Here is an 18745-nt window from a genome sequence, read left to right on the forward strand (position 1 = left end):
GTATCCTCCCCCCATAACATGTAGCCATCAATACATCATACACATTTCTAATTCTAGTTTCTCACTGCGTGTAATCATATACAACTTTACGTAACTCGTCCTTACTTCTCTTTTTATGTATTTTTATGTTTTAAGAAAATGACTCCACCAACTAGTAACAACAATGCTCCCACTGTAATAGACTTGAGGCTAGTATGGAATTGGTACTGCAGATATTTCGATGCAAAATTGCATTTTTAATTCAGATATATTGATGTATACTAAAAATGAACTACTCAACATTTTTATTTTAAATTAGTATATCAAACACTAACTACCTAAAGAACTCAAGTAAACGTATCTTATGTCATTTTAAAAAATACAAAAGTACCTTATATAATATAAGGTACTTTTGTATTTTATGTTTTAGAATTCCTCGATTTAAACTGTAAAATTGAAATAATACAGATTACGAACCGTTTTACACGTATCTCGGTTGAACTTCAGAATCACATATTGTTATAACCACTGCTATTCTTCTCTAATTACATCTATAACGTTATCCTTTTTAATTTTCCGAAGCGGAATTAGTACCGATACATAACTAATCAAAAGTGCAGTTATAAATGTGATAAAGCTAGATTGATAAGGTATAATCCATTCAAACGACACCGTATTTGACAGTGCTACATAAAGAATATACGACAGCATACAGCCGAAAAAGATCCCTTGTATGCTTCCAAAGAAACCGTACAGAAGTCCTTCATATATAACCATCTTTTTCAAATCCTTCTGCGACATACCAATCGATTTTAAAGCAGCCAATTCTTTTCTTCTCATAATGATGCTGACTGTAATGGTATTTAAAATATTTACACAACCAATTAGTGTAATAACAGCTATAAATCCGTACCCTAATATTTTTATATAAAGTATATTGTCTGTATGGAAATTACTTTGAACAATATTATTTTGTACATCTATAGATGCATCTCCACCCAGTTTTTTTTGTATATCTAAAATTGTAGCATCAGCCCGAGATTGATTCTCTAAATCAATTTCAAAACCTGTTAATTTTTGTGGAGATGGTGTAATATATTCGGCTATTTGTTCACTAGTAATAAAAGTTATGGTATCCATCACTCTACTCATATTAAAAATGTCCAATTCTACAATAGCAGCTATTTTTAAAGTTTCTAGTTTTTCTTCATTGTAGGAGATTTCCTCTGGAGATTTTCTTTCTTGCTGACTTGTTATTTGGATTTCATCCCCTACCTGAAAAGTGCTTAGAGAACCTATATATTTTTTACTTGTATTCATATCATTTGATGCAGCTTGTTTTACTAAAACAACCTCTTTTTCACGATTTAATTTTGAAATATCAATTCTTCCACTAGTTACATTTTCAGCTAGTTTCTTTAAACTATTCTCATCGTATGCTTTTATTTGTGTTTTCATAATTTCTACAGTTTGATTATTATATTTTACTTTTTGATACAGCGATTCATTTCCTTGTAATTCTTTAATTTGTTTATTTTTTGGTACTTTCGTATAAAAATTATTTGCCTGATATTGCTTGTACAGCTTCTCTACGTTATTAACTTTATAAATATTTTGACTCATACGATCTATGCTAGGCTTGTCTAAATTTGAATTAACCGTAACTGATATATCCGATTTTAGAGCTTGAATTTCCGGTTGTTTACGCTGAATGACAGTGTCTATGAGAAACGTAAACGTGATATACAGTACACTACTTATAATAATAGATAAAATTGTAACTGTATATCTATTGGGATTCCTTTGGATATTTTTTAATGCCATACTTAACGGAAAAGATAGTGGTTTCTTTAATTTTGTTCTCTTTTTTTTCTTTATTTTTTCTTTTTTTATAGCTAATCGACTACTTACGGCCAATAACGGTGAAATTCTACCTGCAAAAAAAGCAGGAAAATAGCTTGAAATATAAACAGTTATCAATGTAATTAAAGAACATACACATATAATTAACCAATCTAATTTAATTGTATATCCCATAGAGTTTTTAAGTATGTTTATCAGTACTTGATTAAGTAAAAAGACTACTAATATGCTGCACAAAATCCCAAAAAAGATAGCAATAATAGAGAGAAATGTTGCTTCTCTTATCACAATTTTTCTGATTTGTTTTTTTGTAGCTCCTATACTCCTCAATAGGCCAAACTGTTTCATTCGCTCTACTATACTAATTTGAAATGCATTATAAATAATAACAATTGTAGAAATCACAACAATCCCAATACTAATTGCGGCTGCCGCCATTATCTCCACACTAGGCTTTAAGGCTCTCTTTAATTCTTCATTCACTCTTATATTTTCTTTATTCGTCAATAATTTAAATTGGTTTTCAACTTCATCAAAGTTTGCGTATTTATGCAATTCAATCAATACGCTACCTTCTCCAACTTTAAATTTATTTTTATATGTCAATAATTGACCGGGTTTATTTTCCTGATTACTACTAGACTTATTTAACAAACCAACAAGTTTGTATTTTTTTTCATGAATAGTAAACATACCGCCTAATTTAAGATTGGGCCCGAAGTAAGGCAGCATCCATTTTTCTAAAACAGCCTCGTTTTGATTTGAAGGTAGCTTACCTTCTACAGGAATACTTGACTTTAACAGCTTCAATGCTTGATGATCTGCATACATATAAGAGACAGCTATCTCACCATTTTGGATCACCTCTCCTGGAGTTATGATGCCATAAGAAGATATATTAGGATTACTTTTTATCATATTGAAAAGCTTTTGATTATAATTTTCAACTGAAATATTTGCAGAACCCATAGAACCTTTTTTAGCATTTTCAATTCCCGAAGTGTATCCACTATAAAAAAAAAGTCCAATCGTTGTTATTAGCGCCAACGCTAGAATAATACCTGTTAATGTTAGCAAAGTACGTTTTATATTACTTCTGAGATATTTTTGACTTAACTGTTTGTAACTATGAATCAATACTCCTCCCCTCCATATTTTTCTTGATTTTGCACTAATTGTTTATCTGAAATAATCATGCCATCTGTAATGGTTATAATTCGATCAGAGTTTGATGCGATAGCAGGGTCATGGGTAATTAAAATCATCGTCTGATTATATTTTTTAGCCGTTACTTTTAATAAATTCAGAACTTCTTTTGTATTTTTTGTATCTAGATTTCCGGTTGGTTCATCTGCTAAGATAATATCGGGTTTATTTATAAGAGATCTACCAATAGATACTCTTTGTTGTTGACCACCCGATAATTCAGAAGGCAAATGATCTCGTCTTTCATTTAACCCTAGAGTTCTTATAATTTCATCCAGGTAATGATCATCTACTTGTTCTCCGTCCAATAGAGCTGGCAAAGCAATATTTTCTTGTACATTCAAAACAGGTATTAAATTAAAAAACTGAAATATAAAGCCAACTTTTCTTCGGCGAAAAATAGAGAGTTCATTATCTTTATAATTGTAGATATTTTCATCACCTATAAACACATTTCCCGAACTCGGACGATCCAGCCCTCCTAAAATATGCAATAAGGTACTTTTACCAGAACCTGATGCTCCAACTATGGTTACGAATTCTCCCCTATGAATGGAAAGATTAATTCCTTTTAACGCCTGTACTTGTGTTTCTCCTTCTCCATATGTTTTTACTACATTTTCTAATCTAACAACCTCCATACAACTCATCCTTTTCACAGATTAATTTTGAATCTCTACAAAATAGATTTTATCCTTATCGTACTCACCATTCTCGTCTTTCACTGCATACACTTTTGAAACGTATTCGACCACCTTTTTTACCTTGTTTTTATTTTTATAATCAAAATTTTCTTTTGCAAACTGAATTAACGAAAGGCTTACTTCTTTTTCTTTTAATTGTTTATACGTTTCCTCATTAACAATTACTATCGGTGATGAAAAATAGCCAATCCAATTATTTTGTTCAATATGTTGAACAGGTATCATTTGACCATTTAAATTTAAATTTCCATCCTTAACTTCCTCATCTTCCACTTTTTTTCTATAAAATAAATTTTTTTCACTCGCTAGTTCTTTTATTTCTTTTACCGGGGTTGAAGTTATTGAACTATCTTCTTTAGATAAGGGTGTTCTTACAATTCCTTTTTTCAAGAATTTTTCTGCTGTAGATTTTGTAATAACCGCGTATTGTTTCTTTCTAACAGATGACTTATCAAGTTGATAGTCCATCTCTTCCTCAGTCATATTTTCTCCTTTTTCTTTCCATTCTTTCTTAATAACTTCTTTCTGTTCGGTAGTGAGTTCTTGTTTTATTAATTCTGTGACCAATTTATAACTATAATCTGCTGTTTGTGCGTTTTGATCTTTATACAGATTTTTAACAGCAGATATATTTTCTTTCGATCCAGATACCATGATACCGTTTACTGGTTGTGAGGGACCATTTATATAACGATTTACAGCAAACCCTATACCTATAAAAATTGCTGTTACTGCTAGAAATCCTATTATCTTTTTCATTTTCTTCCTCCTCATATACTGTGTTTAATCTGGGATTAGAACAGTAGGATTTTTCTTTATATAAACAGGCGCTAAAATGCTACAAGTCTTAATAAAGAATGATTACCTTCAGTATAGACGTCTTTAATTGTTAATTGAATAACTCTTGTCTTACTATATATACTTTAATCTTACAATTTAGTAAGATTACTAAATCTAACTTTTTATATACTCGTAACTCTGATCAAGATATACTTTAAAATTAAATGGCTTTTATACACTTATTTAAGTACACACATACTTTTCAAATTCTCAAAAATCAGCTCCCATTCGGCTCTTATTCTCATTGATCTTTTTTTAAAATTCATTTACATAATTAATGCGAATTCAAATTTCATTTAACATTTTTGTATAAGATAACTTAAACAAAACATTACTGATTGTATAAAAACGTACAAATTCAACAAGACACTATTACAAGGTTTTTCAAAATATAAGCTAGTACATGTATGAATTACGTAAATATTCTAATTTAAGTAATTGTTGTATCTCATTATGTACTGAAAAGCTTCAAGCCGATTTGGGTATTATGCTTATACTCAGAAAAGCCTCTAAAAATCCATTTCCATACTAAGCTATTTTAAATTAGCCAATCAACGTGTAAAATAACTTTCATAATCTAAAATACTGCCATAATCAAAGACAAATGAGGAGAGATACTGTGGATAAAGTATTATTCGTTGAAGACGATAACGATCTAGGAATGGCTATTGAGTTTACTCTAAAAGGAGAAGGACTTGAGGTTATAAGAGTTTCTACTGTACAAGATGCAAAAGACCAATACGAAAATAATAAATTTGACTTAGCTATATTGGATGTTGGACTCCCAGATGGAAATGGGTATGATTTATGTACCTATCTTAAAAGAAAAGGTGATATACCTATTATTTTTCTCACAGCACTGGATGAGGAGGCAAATGTAGTAATGGGCCTTGATATTGGTGGAGATGATTATATAACAAAACCCTTCAGGGTAAAAGAGCTATTATCTAGAGTAAAAGTACAATTAAGAAAAAAAATTAAAACAGCTTCTAATACTATATTGAGGTCTGAAAATATACAGCTTGAAGTTGAAGCGGCCAGAGCTTTTAAGCATGAGAAAAGTATAAATTTAACACATTTAGAATACAAACTCTTATTAACGTTAATGCTAAATCCTCATAAAGTGTTGCAAAGAAATGAGATATTGAAAAAAATAGCAGATGAAGGTGAAGTGTTTTTCGATGAAAATACTCTTTCTGTTTATGTAAAAAGATTGAGAAGTAAAATTGAGGATACTCCACAAAATCCTAATTGTATAATCACTCAAAGAGGTATCGGATATTTTTGGAATAAAGACGTCAGTAAGGAGTAATTTAATGATAAATAGAGAAATAAAAATTAATATACTTACATTAGCATTAATCTCTTTTTTATTTATTATATATCAAGTTATCACAGTTCATATTCTATATGACCATTTAAAAAATGATTATATTACTATTTGGAGTGAAATTACCGGAAAACTAATTGCACAAAACCCAGAAAATGAATACGAAATAATACAAGCACTTACAAATGATACAGCGAATAAAAAAGATTATTCCAGTGATGGAGAAATGCTATTAAATCAATATGGTCTCTCTACTGAATTGGATTCAAGACTTTTTCCTTATTTAAATAAACATATATCTCAAAACAATATATATATGTTCCTTGGAGCAATAGGGTTCAGCTTAATCCTAATTTTTCTAAATTACTTACAATATAAATCTTTTTTCTTAAAAATTAGAAATGTAACAGCTGCAGCGAATAAAATTATTGAAGGTGATTACACCATTGATATCAAGGAAAATAGAGAAGGTGATCTAGCTAAACTTGCTAATTCTTTTCATAAACTGAAAAATGTTATTAGAAAAAGTATGCATAATTTAATGGAAGAAAAACAATTTTTAATTCAAACTTTACAAGATATTTCTCATCAACTAAAAACACCACTCTCAACACTAACAGTGAACAATGATATCTTATTACAAGGTAAATTAAACGAACAACAATATCATTTTTTACACAATAATGATGTTCAAATTTCAAGAATCAACTTTTTAATACATAATTTATTAAAAGTTTCAAAAATAGATGCTAGAGCAATACTATTTGAAAAAGAAAACTCTGATATTATTGATACAATTTATGAGGTCATTGCTAGTTTGAACAGTAAATTAAATAAAAAAAATATGAACATACATTTAAAAACCAATGAAAAAATATCACTTTTCCATGACAGTATTTGGATGCAAGAAGCTTTATTAAATATTTTAAAGAATTCCATTGAACATTCAAATGATAATAGTTCTATTTATATTGAAGTCACAAACTCTCCTATTCATACTGAAATAATAATTCAAGATTTTGGTGAAGGTATTGCATCAGAAGATTTGCCATATATATTCGATAGATTTTACAAAACAAAAAATTCTAATAAAGAAGGCTCCATTGGAATTGGCTTAGCACTAGCGAAATCAATTATCGAAGCTCACCATGGATTTATTAAAGTAGAAAGCCAAAAACACTCATTCACAAAATTCACAATAACTTTTATGAAGTATTAATAGTTCATAAAAGTTATTGTAAAACCCTAATCCTTGAGTATAATTTTTAAAAATTAATCATCTGTAAAAAAAGAAATTCGATTAATTTTTCATAAATGACTGTAGAGAAATAACTTTTTCGTTTTAGGGGTAATTTAAAATCTTAGCTTGATGGGCATAGAGTCACAATATCAAAAAAGAAAACTGTGCGTTTGAACAGAATTTAGACACAAAATATCCGATTCCTTGTACGCTAAGGGATCGGATATTTATTTTACTGTTTTATATAGTGTACAATTTCTCGCTTACGAGGTCTGTGTAGCAACCAAACCAAATCTTACGTTAAGTATTAGTGGGCATCAAAAATAGTAATGACTAATCCAGATTAACATTGATCTGATTCACAATTAAATATACCAATGTGTTAAATGACTAAATAATACAAACGGTATGAAGAGAATTTCTAGTCTTTTCATACCGTTTTACGTTTGTTCTTAAGTTTCATACGAAATTCGTGGAAAGATGACAGCATCTCTTTTATAAATAAGGCTCAAAAGTTACCATACCTGACAACGGAAATATTAATGTAACTCTAGTTCCTTTATTCACTTCAGAATCAATGGCAATTTTCAATCCTAATTTTGAACACAGTTTTTCGCATAGATACAAGCCCATTCCTGTACTTTTGCTAAACTTTCTTCCATTCTCTCCAGTAAATCCTTTCTCAAAAACTCTATTTATATCTTTGGTTACTATCCCTACTCCATTATCCTCTATAGTTAGTATTACTGAGTTAGTTTTCTTAATTAAGCATATACGTATCATTTGTTCTTTGTTATTTGAGTACTTTATAGAATTTCCTATTATTTGATTAATAATAAATTCAACCCATTTTCCATCACTATATACAACCTCATCAATATCCTGTATATCTAATTTTATTCTCTTATGAATAAAATCCCTATAGTTTCTTTTAATTACATTCCTTACTACATTATCAAGGTTAATTGGCTTGATAATGTAGTCTTTATTAACGTTATTGCTTCGAGAATAATACAGAACCTGTTCTACAAACCCCTCGATTCGATCCATTTGAGAGTCAATTTTATTCGTTACTTCATTTTGATTATTTTCAATTATAAGCTTTGTAGAAGCTATTGGTGTCTTAATTTCATGCACCCATGTCTCTATATATTCTCTGTAATCCAACTGTATGTCTCTATAATACTTTACATTTTCATGCATATCCCTACTTACCTCTTTCAGTATAGCGTTAAGCTTTTCACCATGTATAAAGTTTGCTTCCTTTACGACCTCTGGTAGTAGGTATTTTTTCTCCAAGTTTTCTAATATGCCATTAATCTCATTATAATAATTTTTACATTTTATAAATTCTATAACCATATATGAAATCAATGGAAAAAACCAAATACAAAAGACAAAGAATATGATAATGAACGGAACATGCGCAGTCAGCAATATACCTGCTAGTATGATATATACCAGTACATTTGATAGTATTACTACTATTTTATCTTTAATAAATTCACCTATATTCATGGCATTATATACCCTAAGCTTCTTCTTGTTGCAATTGGATTTTCTATACCTATCTCTTCAAGCTTTTTTCTTAATCTATTTATATTAACAGTTAAGGTGCTATCATCCACAAAATAATCAGATTTCCATAAAGTTTCTATGAGTGAATCTCTTTTTACAATATTTCCGCGATTATTTATTAAGCATGAGAGTATTTTAACTTCATTTTTAGTTAATTCTACAGACTTGTCTTGATAAGTAACTGTTGCATTTGAAAGATTTAAATTAAAATCCCTATAAATTAAGATATGATTCATCTTGAAATCTCCAGATGTTCTTCTTAAAATGTTTGTTACTCTTGCTAATAATATTTCTGTATTATAAGGCTTTGTTATAAAATCATCTGCTCCCAAATTCATACTTATCAGTTCATCTACATCACTATCTCTACTTGTAACCATGAAGATTGGAACATCTGAAGTTTTACGTATTTCTCTGCATATATAATAGCCATCGAACACAGGAAGATTTATGTCTAGTAATATAAGGTTTGCATTCTCACTTTCTATATATTCGATAATATGATTAAAATCTGTGGGAGCCTTTACTTCATATCCATACTTTATAAAAAAATTTTGTAATTCTTCTCTGATGATTTCATCATCTTCAATAAGAATGATTTTTTTCATGATTTTTCCCTTCCTATATAGAATATAAGGCTATTACATCTTGAGAAACAAGGTGTAATAGCCTTAATGAGCATTATAAAATTAAGTATTACTTTTTACAATATTTTTATAACCGACATATGTCGTGTAGAAATATCCTACATACACTACAAGAAATACTAAGCCAGTCATCAATGCTGGTAAAATCATGTCTATTTGTTGAAATGCGTTAATAAAATCATTGACTACATAAATTCCAACTACAGAATGAATTAGGGCAAGAATAACTGGAAGACTAAAGTATACGAAAGTTTGAATAAAAATCGTTTTGTCAATCATTGTTCTGTTTGAACCAATTCTCTTCAAAGATTTATATCGATCTATGCTATCACTGGCTTCTGATAATTGTTGCAGAGCTAATACAGCCATACTCGTTATTAAAAATACAATTCCTATATATATCCCAATAAACAGTATGATAGTTTTCAATCCCTTACTTTCTGCACGAACTTCATCCTTTGATTTGCCTGCTATACGATTAATATTTAATTTCGGGCCATTTTTGTTATAAAAGCCCCGTGCAACGTTATCATACTTTTTATTATATTCTTCTCTATTTCCATCTAAATAATTTACATTAAGTATGGATGCAATGATTTTGTAATCTGATAAAAACTCATCATTTATAACGATTGTGAAGAAATCAAATTGTTCATCAGAAGTGTAAAGACTCTCTTGTGTAATTTTAGCGTTTTTTACCAGATATTCTTTTTCTTTAATATTCACCTTATTGCTATTTTTTAATCTTTCATTTATCGAATTAAGCAACCGCTTATTATTTGATAAAAGTAAAACTTCATTGTTATTTAAAGTGATTTCCTTTTCTCCTTTAAGATTTAAAATTTCATTATAATCAGATACTTTAATGAAATCCATACCGCTTTTCTTATAATCTTTACGTACTTCTGGTACTAAGTCCTCCACTTTCATCTCTGTTGGATATACATTATAATATACATATTTTTCGTTATTACTTATTTTAAAATTAGCTTTATTTAATACATCTTCTATCGTGTAACTTTCATCCTTATTCTCCAATTTAATACTGGCATCAAATGGTGTTGCTTCTTTCATTCTTGCGTCCATCATTCTGTTAAAGCTGATTCCTGTAGATAAAGCCACCATTGTAAGGAATAACATTAAACAGATTACAGACATGGATATAAAATTTGTATTAACCTTACTATTTATTTGTTTGATGATAAATATATTTAACCCTTTAAAATAGATTTTTTTATTCTTCTTTACAACATATAATATAAATCCAGATAAACTAAAGAAAAACAGCAATGTACCTAATATGCCAAGAATGATTGATACTATGAGCATAGGATTATTATAATTCAATCCGATTTTTAGTATAGTCACATATGCATATCCAAGTGATACTACACACATAATAAATGTGATTACATAGATAAGAGGATTTCTAAATTTTACATCTTCGTTTTTTCTACCTGCTGTTAACAAATCAATTATTTTGTATTTAGAAACAACATATACATTAAATAACATAACAAGCAAAAACATGATTCCAAAGTATACTATACTTTTACCTATAGCCCCCGTTGAAATTATAAATTTATATTTATTGATGGGCAATTCAAATAACTTTAATGCAAATGTTGATAATCCCTGCGATACTCCAATACCTATTATTAGTCCACTCACTAAAGATATAACACCAACTAGAAATGTCTCTGTTACTAATATTCTGGATATATTTCTTCTTCCCATACCTAAAGTCATGTATATTCCTAATTCTTTTTTACGTTTTTTAATTAAGAAATTATTTGCATACAATATTAAACCACCTAATATTACGGATACAAATACTGATACATCTGAGATAGCGTTCATTACTGTAGGCACATACTTTCTATCTGCAGCGTTAATTTCCACAAGTGCCTTTTGTGATTCTATAGAGTTAAAGCTATAAAATATACAAACAGCCAGTGTTAGTGTTAAGAAATATATTGCATAATCTTTAAAACTTTTCTTTATATTCCCAATAGCAATCTTAGAGTACATTATTATCGTCACCTCCAAGAAGGGTTATAACTTCGATAATTTTAGTAAAGAATTCTTTTCTGGAATCATTTCCTCTTACCAACTCGATAAATATTTTGCCATCATTAATAAAAAGAATTCTACGAGCATAGCTTGCTGTAAATGCATCATGAGTAACCATAAGTATTGTAGCTTTTAAATCCTTATTAAGACTTTCAAATCTTTCGAGTAATAATCTAGCTGATTTAGAATCTAACGATCCTGTTGGTTCATCTGCAAGTACTAAAGATGGATCTGTTACGATAGCTCTTGCCGAAGCAACCCTTTGTTTTTGTCCGCCTGATATTTGATAAGGGTATTTGCTTAATACTTGTTCAATGTCTAAATATTTTGCAACCGCTTGTATTTTTTCATCAATTTTTGAACTTGCCTCACCTTTTATAGTTAACGCTAGGGCAATATTTTCATAAGCAGTAAGGGTATCTAATAAATTAAAGTCCTGAAATACAAACCCTAATTCATTTTGTCTAAACTTATCTAGTGAATTTGATTTTAACCGAGTAATGTCACTATTATTTATCATTATTTTCCCCGTAGTAATATGATCAATCGTTGATATACAGTTAAGTAATGTAGTTTTGCCACTTCCTGAAGGCCCCATTATCCCAACAAATTCTCCCTCATCTACCTTAAAACTAATATTATCTATAGCCTTTGTTACATTATCTTTATTACCATAATATTTTTCAATTTTTTCTACACTTAATATATTTCGCATTAATACTTCTCCTTTTTCATTATAAAATTCTTTAACTCCCCTTCATTTTATATAATTTCATTAATAGTATCGGTGGAATTACATTTCATTAACATTACATTTTTGTTATATTGAGTAATACCTCTACATGTAAGTTATCAGAAATCGCAGTGGTATACGTAAGGTCTATTCGATACCTTAACCAAATGGACAGATAAATGTAGGGATATCGGTTCTGGTGCAAAAACGATAACACTTATGTAATTAGTGGAAATAAACAGACTAGTTAGAGCGTAACAACAGCTCAATTTAAAAGAAATGGATTCATATTCATTTCAGAAGAAGATTTTGAAAACAGAAAAGGATTTGACTTTAAGACCAAATCCTTTTTATTATTTCGCAGCAAGTTTTTCTTTCGCTTTTACAGGAAGCTCATCCTTGTTCACTTTTTCCTAATTGGATTTATTATTAAATACGGTACATGAAATTACCAATAATAAATAAAAGCTAAATATACATAACTTCAATCAATTATTTATCTTAATCACATTAAATAACACTATAGTGTTATTATTAAATTTATAAAGAAGTTGTTACATTTCCTAGACTTTCTTACACTCCCCTCCTTTCTTACTGAAAAATTATACGTTCCATAACTCGAATTAAAAACTTACATTCCAATATAGTATTCTAAAATTCACTCGTTCCAAATATCATATTTCTTTATAACTGATTATATTTTGATTAACATAGAAAAAAGTTTCCTTTATAATAGGAAACTTTTACGTATGATTAATCTACAGACTTAAAATTTCTACAATCTGACGAGCTTTATTATTATCAATATAATAATGCATCTCTAATCCTTTTCTTTCTGCACGTATTACAATTCCTTTTAACTTTGCTAAATGTTGTGAAACAGTGGATTGTGGAAGTTTTAATATTTCTGTTAACCTTGTAACATTGCACATTTTATGATGCATTAACTCACTTATAATTTTTAATCGAACCGGATGTGCCATTACCCTTATTACATCTACATCTTCTTCGCGTATTTTAGCTAGGTCATTATTAGATATTACTGTTAACATTTCGCATTCTCCTTTATTATTAATTTCCATTTTCCTATTATCCTTATAAGTAATACTTATAGATAATTACAATTTTTCCTGTTGAGAAAATATATTGTACTTAATACAAAAAAGACACCTATTCCGAAAACAGTTTTTACCGTTCCAATGAATTGGTGTCTTGAAATTTTTTAGTCACACTATATTTATTCATATTATAACCTATACATGATTTTGAATGATGCTTAATATACGTTGCAAAGCAAAAGGAATAATTCCATTCCTTTTTAAACATAACTTTAAATTCAATATTTGCTTTCCTTATTTTAAAATTTACAAGGATTCTCTCCTCATCAAACTTTCTATAACATAAATTATTTATCAATATGAAAATATGGAATAATAATCCCAATAATGGTAATATGGTGGTACCTTCAGTTGTTAACTGTCATCCTTTTTTAAAAGCCCTCTCTTTAAAGACAGGGCTTTTAAATTTCCTTAACTAAAACTGTCTATTAATTATAAACTTAAAAATTCAATAAACTGCCGCTATAGTAGAGATAGGCTTTCATCACCAGTTTATTCGTTAAATTCCTATTTAACGAATAAATGAGTCGCAGGAAATATATGGTATAATATACTTACTAATATTTGAATGGAAGTGACACTATTTGATAAAAAGCATTAATCCTCAAGAATACTCATACGCTTTTAGGAAAGATGCTTTAAGAGGTAAGGTAATATATCAGTCTTAGAAGGACAACTTAAGTATTACTCTGATACCAAAAAGTTTGGAAATGCCATAAAATATATTCAAACCGAATATATTTTATGGATTGAGCCTTTTGAAAAATCGTGTATTCTTTTACGTGATGTTGATATTTCGATTCCCCATCCTTCTATTGTATCCGTACTACTCAAAATTTCGTTATTCAATAGCTTTAGGTCTCTCCATTCAACATCATCCCATCTCTTACTGCTACAACACGTCTCTTTTGTCCCCTTTTACCGCAAACAAATTATGATCCTCTCCCTGCTGGAGTTCATCTAACACTTCTCCATTTAGATACTCATCGTCAATTACCTCAATCGTACTTTTCTCAGATATATAGGGGTAGCACCCCATCGCTATTAAGCTAACAAGACAATATCCTCCTAAAATGAAAAAGGCGTTATTCTTTCTGAGAAATCATAGGAAAGGATAACGCCTTTATATCAATATGACGGTATCCTATATGAAAAATTAACATCGTTACAAATGTATATATTGTATATATTGTATACATTGTGTATAATGTGTTCATATGCATTTAAGAGGCAAGGAGTTCAATCATGAAAATCTTACTATCTAATAAGTCTAAGTCGCCTATTTATCAACAAATCATTGATCAGATTATATTACAAATATCAAATAAAACATTGAAAGTAGATGATTCGTTACCTTCTATGCGTTCATTAGCAAGAGACTTGAAGGTAAGTGTTATTACTTCAAAAAGGGCGTACGAAGAACTTGAAAAAGCGGGTTACATCTACTCTATAGTAGGGAAAGGCTCGTTTGTTGCAAAACAAACAAAGAAACAACGTGCGGATGAACCAAGTGATCCAATACGTGAAAAGTTCAGTACAATCGTTCGAGAGAGTAAGGCTAATCATTTATTAAGGGATGAGTTAATACAAATTATTAATCGTATTTATGAGGAGGAATAAATATGGAGAACATTGTAGAAGTGAAAAATGTTTCAAAAACATATAAGGGATTTTCTTTAAAAAATGCATCGTTCAACATCAAAAAGGGGTTTGTAACGGGATTTATTGGCGCAAATGGTGCTGGGAAAAGTACGACAATTAAACTTATTATGGATCTTATTTGCAAGGATAGCGGAGATATCACAGTTTTCGGTAAAGATCATCAAAAGGACCAAGTTTCTATTAAAGAGCGTATAGGATTCGTATACGATGACAATATCTATTATGAAGATATGACAATTCATCAGCTGAAAAAATTCATTGCTCCAGCGTATAAAAAATGGGATGAAAATCAGTTCCAATCCTACTTACAGCGCTTTGAGTTACCGACTAACATAAAAATGAAAGAGATGTCTACAGGGATGAAAATGAAGACTTCCCTAGCGTTTGCACTTTCACACCATGCCGAATTTATACTTATGGATGAACCAACATCTGGACTCGATCCTGTATTTCGAAGGGAACTTTTAGACATCCTTTATGATTTAATGGTCGATCAAGATAAAACAATTTTTTTCTCCACACATATTACCACTGATTTAGATCGTATTGCTGATTATATTGTATTTGTTCATAATGGTGAGATTGTGTTTGAAAAAGATATACATAGTATTTCTGAAGAATATGCAACTGTAAAAGGGGATAAATCCTTGCTTACGCCTAAAATCAGAGAACAATTAATCGGGATTCGTGAAACAAACATGGGGTTTGAAGCACTCACAAGTAACGTCAGCCGTTCACGTACGCAATTAGGGAATGATGTATTAATTGAAGAAGCGACATTAGAAGATATTATGTACTATACAAAAAAGGGGAATGTTCAATATGTATAATTTAATATTAAAGGATTTTAGATTGCAAAAATTATTGATCTTACTCTATCTACTTGGTATATGCTTTTTTATAGGGACGTTTGGAAGTTTTGGGTTCATAGTCGTTTTGGTGGCTGGTTCTTATATGATAAATCTACATTATTATGACGAAAAGAATAATAGTCACAAATTTATTAATAGCCTGCCTTATAGTAGAAATAAAATTATTATGTCAAAATATATTGGTACAGTGTTGTTTACAATTCTAGTAGTTCTATTCTCATTATTGATACAAGCAGTAATTCAAGTTGCATCCCCGACTTATGGAGTTGAAATTGAAACTCCACAGACTATTGTGGTTAGTGTTCTTACTGTCATGTTGTTTACGTCTATCTACTTACCATTTTTCTATCGCTTCACCAATAAATATTTGATGGCTACTGTCAGCATTATTTTCCCTGTATGTGTTGTTTTATGGAGACCAATTGAGGCATATGTAAATATTACCGACCTTGTATATAGCGTTACTAATCAATTTACTACTAATCAAATAATTACATTTGCTTCAATCGTTACCATGCTTATATTTATCGGTTCTTACTTCTTAACGGTGAGAATATATAAACGTACTGATTTTTAAAAAATTTTTTTAACTGAAATATAGAATATAATAAAACAAAGTTCTCCCCTCAAATAAAAAAATACGCTATCCTTTCTATAGAATCATAGGAAAGGATGGCGTTTTTTCATTTTAAGGAAATTTAGTTTTGTTATCTTTCCTTAACAGCAAACAAGACCCCACCCAGATCACGGCAGCGCCTACAATAATTGCTATTGGTTTAATGATTAACAAATATATCTGGCCCCTTCTTCAACGCGTACGAGAAACCCGAAATAAATACAACACTAAATATAATAATAGAAGACCACATATTAAAATGATATTCTTTACCTGCAACTAAATTATATATGTTATGGACTAAGAAATTAGCACCTATAATAATTCCTCCTAACATTGAACTAATTAAAATGCTCATTAAATAAAACTTGAACTTCTGGAACATTTCCCTTCTACCCCTTTTCTAAAATAAATTTTATTTAGGTTATACCCAAAAATTGTACCATTTATTTTCCATATATTATCAAAACTATGTTTTAATTAAGGTTATTTTAAGGAAGGCATTATTTATTCAAATGTCCATTTCGGGGTTCCACCAATATGCCCATCAAGCTAATGAAACTAGTTGCCCAAAACGAAGAAAATGAGTTGAATTCTCATAAATAACTGTAAAATAATAAAATTTTCGTTTTGGGGAGCACTTCTAAATAATAGCTTGATGGGCATGGGGTCCCTCCAACATAACGCGAATTTTGTACGCTAAGGAATTATTCGGTGTCTCTTTTTAATATACCGATTAATAAAACAAGTTATGTAAATAATTTGTTTTACTTCCATGTACCCTAGCTGATATAATGTACAAGGAAATTATTGGTTAATTAATAGTTAACATATATTAGGGAGGTACATAAGTCATGATAGAGGTAATCGCGTCACTATTTTTAGTAGTCGTATATTTTATTAGTTATCTCTTTTCAACAGGAGAAGATAAGAAAAAAGCAAAAGCAGAATTAAAAGAAATTGTTAATGGTACTCAAGGAAAAATATTGGTAGGATTTCTTGGAGGTACGGCAGTTACAGGAATATTTGTAGTCATTTGGATTTTATCAGAGTAAACCTTTCAGACATTTTAGCTTATATAACGTATAATGCAGTTATTGGTTAATTAAGAAGAAAAGCATTAGAGAAAACAAGATATGAAATAATATATAAGGATCTCGCCATTTCTGTTGGATGGTGAGTTTTTTAATGTACAAAAAAAGACACCCTAAGGTGTCTTCCTCCGACTTGAACCACTTTAATTTTATATAAATATACACGTATTACCCCTTTGTTATACGTGTAAACACATCCTATAAAACAGAATCTTCTATTTACACCAGATTGTTAGTTCACAAAATATCAAGAGATTTGAGATCAATATGTTACGTCTTTCAAAAGAATCTGCTTTATAGAATGTATCCACAATTTATATTTTACTACATGTAATATTTATATAGTGTATTTTTTTGCGAATATGTATAATTGCATAAAGTTTACGAGAAAAAGAGAGTATACTTTGATATTGTGTAATGAAGATAAAGCCCACCTACGGAAATAGGTGGGTTATTTTATATTGGTGAGCTTGTATAAGTATGATAGAATAAGAACAACTGTATATTGTAGGGTGGTTGGTTGCGATCCTTTCTCTTATTTATAGGGAAAGGAGGTGACCGAATGGACATTCTTTTTCAAATATTATTAGAAGTATCCAAAACTATTGTCCGAGAGATCGTAGTTTTTGGATTTAAAAAAGTTACTTCTAAAAAACAGAAGAAGACCACCCCTAAGCCAGCAAAGCGTGGGCGGTCTTCTAAAAAACGCAAAAATTAATTTTTAGTAACCGACCACCTTGCGGTAGCAGTTACTTGAAGAGATGTTGACGCATCTCTTCTTTTATTATATACGTACAGCAACATTGAAATACCTTTAAGGAAATTATAACAAATGTAAAAACAAAAGAAAAGCCCACTGGTACCAGTGGGGTATTCTTTGGGTACTACTATCTCATTGCACAAAAGGGACTTTGCATTAAAATAATATCATATTCTTAAAGTTGTTATATTGAGAATTGAACTACCCCCACTTTCACTTCGTTTAGAAGTGAGGGATTCCTAAGTAAATAGTTCTATCGAACTCTAATTGATTAGGCTAACCCCGCAGTCCTTGCGGTTAGAAGCCTTATCGCTTCATTCTTTAGATTGATACTTGCGTTAATATCCCTATCATGGTGTGTACGACAAGAAGGACAGTCCCATTCACGTAGGTTTAGATTTTTAACGTCTTTATTTTGATATCCACAACA

17 protein-coding genes and 1 pseudogene are annotated in these 18745 nt (G+C 29.8%); 7 read left to right on the forward strand and 11 right to left on the reverse strand.

Annotated features, from left to right (window positions below):
- Positions 1 to 510: 510 nt before the first annotated feature.
- Genes C4S65_RS30785 through C4S65_RS30795 form a run of 3 tightly spaced genes read right to left on the reverse strand, consistent with a single transcriptional unit; the run spans position 511 to position 4511 of the window.
- On the reverse strand, positions 511 to 2979 hold the full coding sequence (locus C4S65_RS30785) for an FtsX-like permease family protein (protein ID WP_103945791.1): 2469 nt from the start codon (positions 2977 to 2979) through the stop codon (positions 511 to 513).
- Positions 2976 to 3689, reverse strand: a complete 714-nt coding sequence (locus C4S65_RS30790) for an ABC transporter ATP-binding protein (protein ID WP_000454408.1) — start codon at positions 3687 to 3689, stop codon at positions 2976 to 2978. The genes C4S65_RS30785 and C4S65_RS30790 overlap by 4 nt, the downstream gene beginning before the upstream one ends.
- 21 nt (positions 3690 to 3710) lie before the next feature.
- On the reverse strand, positions 3711 to 4511 hold the full coding sequence (locus C4S65_RS30795) for a lipoprotein BA_5634 family protein (protein ID WP_000720121.1): 801 nt from the start codon (positions 4509 to 4511) through the stop codon (positions 3711 to 3713).
- 700 nt (positions 4512 to 5211) lie between these two features.
- On the opposite strand from C4S65_RS30795, the gene C4S65_RS30800 reads away from it, so the two are divergent.
- Both C4S65_RS30800 and C4S65_RS30805 read left to right on the forward strand, forming a co-directional pair.
- Complete coding sequence (locus C4S65_RS30800; RefSeq protein WP_097861754.1) at positions 5212 to 5904, forward strand: response regulator transcription factor; 693 nt, start codon at positions 5212 to 5214, stop codon at positions 5902 to 5904.
- A gap of 4 nt (positions 5905 to 5908) precedes the next feature.
- Positions 5909 to 7141, forward strand: a complete 1233-nt coding sequence (locus C4S65_RS30805; protein ID WP_098506589.1) for a HAMP domain-containing sensor histidine kinase — start codon at positions 5909 to 5911, stop codon at positions 7139 to 7141.
- A gap of 516 nt (positions 7142 to 7657) precedes the next feature.
- On the opposite strand, the gene C4S65_RS30810 is transcribed toward C4S65_RS30805, so the two are convergent.
- The 6 genes and pseudogenes from C4S65_RS30810 to C4S65_RS35510 form a co-directional block, all read right to left on the reverse strand.
- A complete protein-coding gene (locus C4S65_RS30810) occupies positions 7658 to 8680 on the reverse strand; it encodes a sensor histidine kinase (RefSeq protein WP_098838881.1) in 1023 nt (340 codons plus the stop codon).
- Positions 8677 to 9348 (reverse strand): response regulator transcription factor, encoded by a 672-nt coding sequence (locus C4S65_RS30815; RefSeq protein WP_098838882.1) that lies wholly within the window; start codon positions 9346 to 9348, stop codon positions 8677 to 8679. The genes C4S65_RS30810 and C4S65_RS30815 overlap by 4 nt, the downstream gene beginning before the upstream one ends.
- An 81-nt stretch (positions 9349 to 9429) precedes the next feature.
- Entirely contained in the window at positions 9430 to 11418 is a 1989-nt protein-coding gene (locus C4S65_RS30820) for an ABC transporter permease (protein ID WP_098838883.1), read from the reverse strand.
- The gene (locus C4S65_RS30825) at positions 11408 to 12175 is read right to left on the reverse strand and encodes an ABC transporter ATP-binding protein (RefSeq protein WP_103945792.1); all 768 of its coding nucleotides are present in this window, start codon (positions 12173 to 12175) and stop codon (positions 11408 to 11410) included. The genes C4S65_RS30820 and C4S65_RS30825 overlap by 11 nt, the downstream gene beginning before the upstream one ends.
- 776 nt (positions 12176 to 12951) lie before the next feature.
- The gene (locus tag C4S65_RS30830) at positions 12952 to 13245 is read right to left on the reverse strand and encodes a metalloregulator ArsR/SmtB family transcription factor (RefSeq protein WP_098505791.1); all 294 of its coding nucleotides are present in this window, start codon (positions 13243 to 13245) and stop codon (positions 12952 to 12954) included.
- A gap of 792 nt (positions 13246 to 14037) precedes the next feature.
- Positions 14038 to 14347: pseudogene (locus C4S65_RS35510) on the reverse strand (hypothetical protein); the annotation flags it as partial.
- 209 nt (positions 14348 to 14556) lie between these two features.
- Here C4S65_RS35510 and C4S65_RS30840 point away from each other — a divergent pair.
- From C4S65_RS30840 to C4S65_RS30850, 3 genes are read left to right on the forward strand one after another with little or no spacing between them, the layout of a single operon-like run.
- Entirely contained in the window at positions 14557 to 14931 is a 375-nt protein-coding gene (locus C4S65_RS30840; RefSeq protein ID WP_097890716.1) for a GntR family transcriptional regulator, read from the forward strand.
- A 2-nt stretch (positions 14932 to 14933) separates the two neighbouring features.
- Positions 14934 to 15803 carry an ABC transporter ATP-binding protein gene (locus C4S65_RS30845; protein WP_098838885.1) on the forward strand — a complete coding sequence of 290 codons (870 nt, stop codon included), beginning with the start codon at positions 14934 to 14936 and terminating at the stop codon, positions 15801 to 15803.
- Positions 15796 to 16422, forward strand: coding sequence for an ABC-2 transporter permease (locus C4S65_RS30850; protein ID WP_097890720.1), 627 nt, complete (start codon positions 15796 to 15798; stop codon positions 16420 to 16422). The genes C4S65_RS30845 and C4S65_RS30850 overlap by 8 nt, the downstream gene beginning before the upstream one ends.
- A 199-nt stretch (positions 16423 to 16621) precedes the next feature.
- Here C4S65_RS30850 and C4S65_RS30855 read toward each other — a convergent pair whose 3' ends face one another.
- On the reverse strand, positions 16622 to 16846 hold the full coding sequence (locus C4S65_RS30855) for a hypothetical protein (RefSeq protein ID WP_098505787.1): 225 nt from the start codon (positions 16844 to 16846) through the stop codon (positions 16622 to 16624).
- Between the two features lie 469 nt (positions 16847 to 17315).
- Here C4S65_RS30855 and C4S65_RS30860 point away from each other — a divergent pair, with 469 nt between their 5' ends.
- Both C4S65_RS30860 and C4S65_RS34745 read left to right on the forward strand, forming a co-directional pair.
- A complete protein-coding gene (locus C4S65_RS30860; RefSeq protein WP_103945793.1) occupies positions 17316 to 17516 on the forward strand; it encodes a hypothetical protein in 201 nt (66 codons plus the stop codon).
- A 601-nt stretch (positions 17517 to 18117) separates the two neighbouring features.
- On the forward strand, positions 18118 to 18273 hold the full coding sequence (locus C4S65_RS34745) for a hypothetical protein (RefSeq protein ID WP_000353176.1): 156 nt from the start codon (positions 18118 to 18120) through the stop codon (positions 18271 to 18273).
- A gap of 313 nt (positions 18274 to 18586) precedes the next feature.
- Here the strand turns inward: C4S65_RS34745 and C4S65_RS30865 are convergent.
- The coding region (locus C4S65_RS30865) for a zinc ribbon domain-containing protein (RefSeq protein ID WP_033795714.1) at positions 18587 to 18745 on the reverse strand (159 nt) is incomplete at its 5' end.

The organism is Bacillus sp. ok061 (assembly GCF_900108285.1).
Lineage (GTDB): Bacteria > Bacillota > Bacilli > Bacillales > Bacillaceae_G > Bacillus_A > Bacillus_A thuringiensis_S.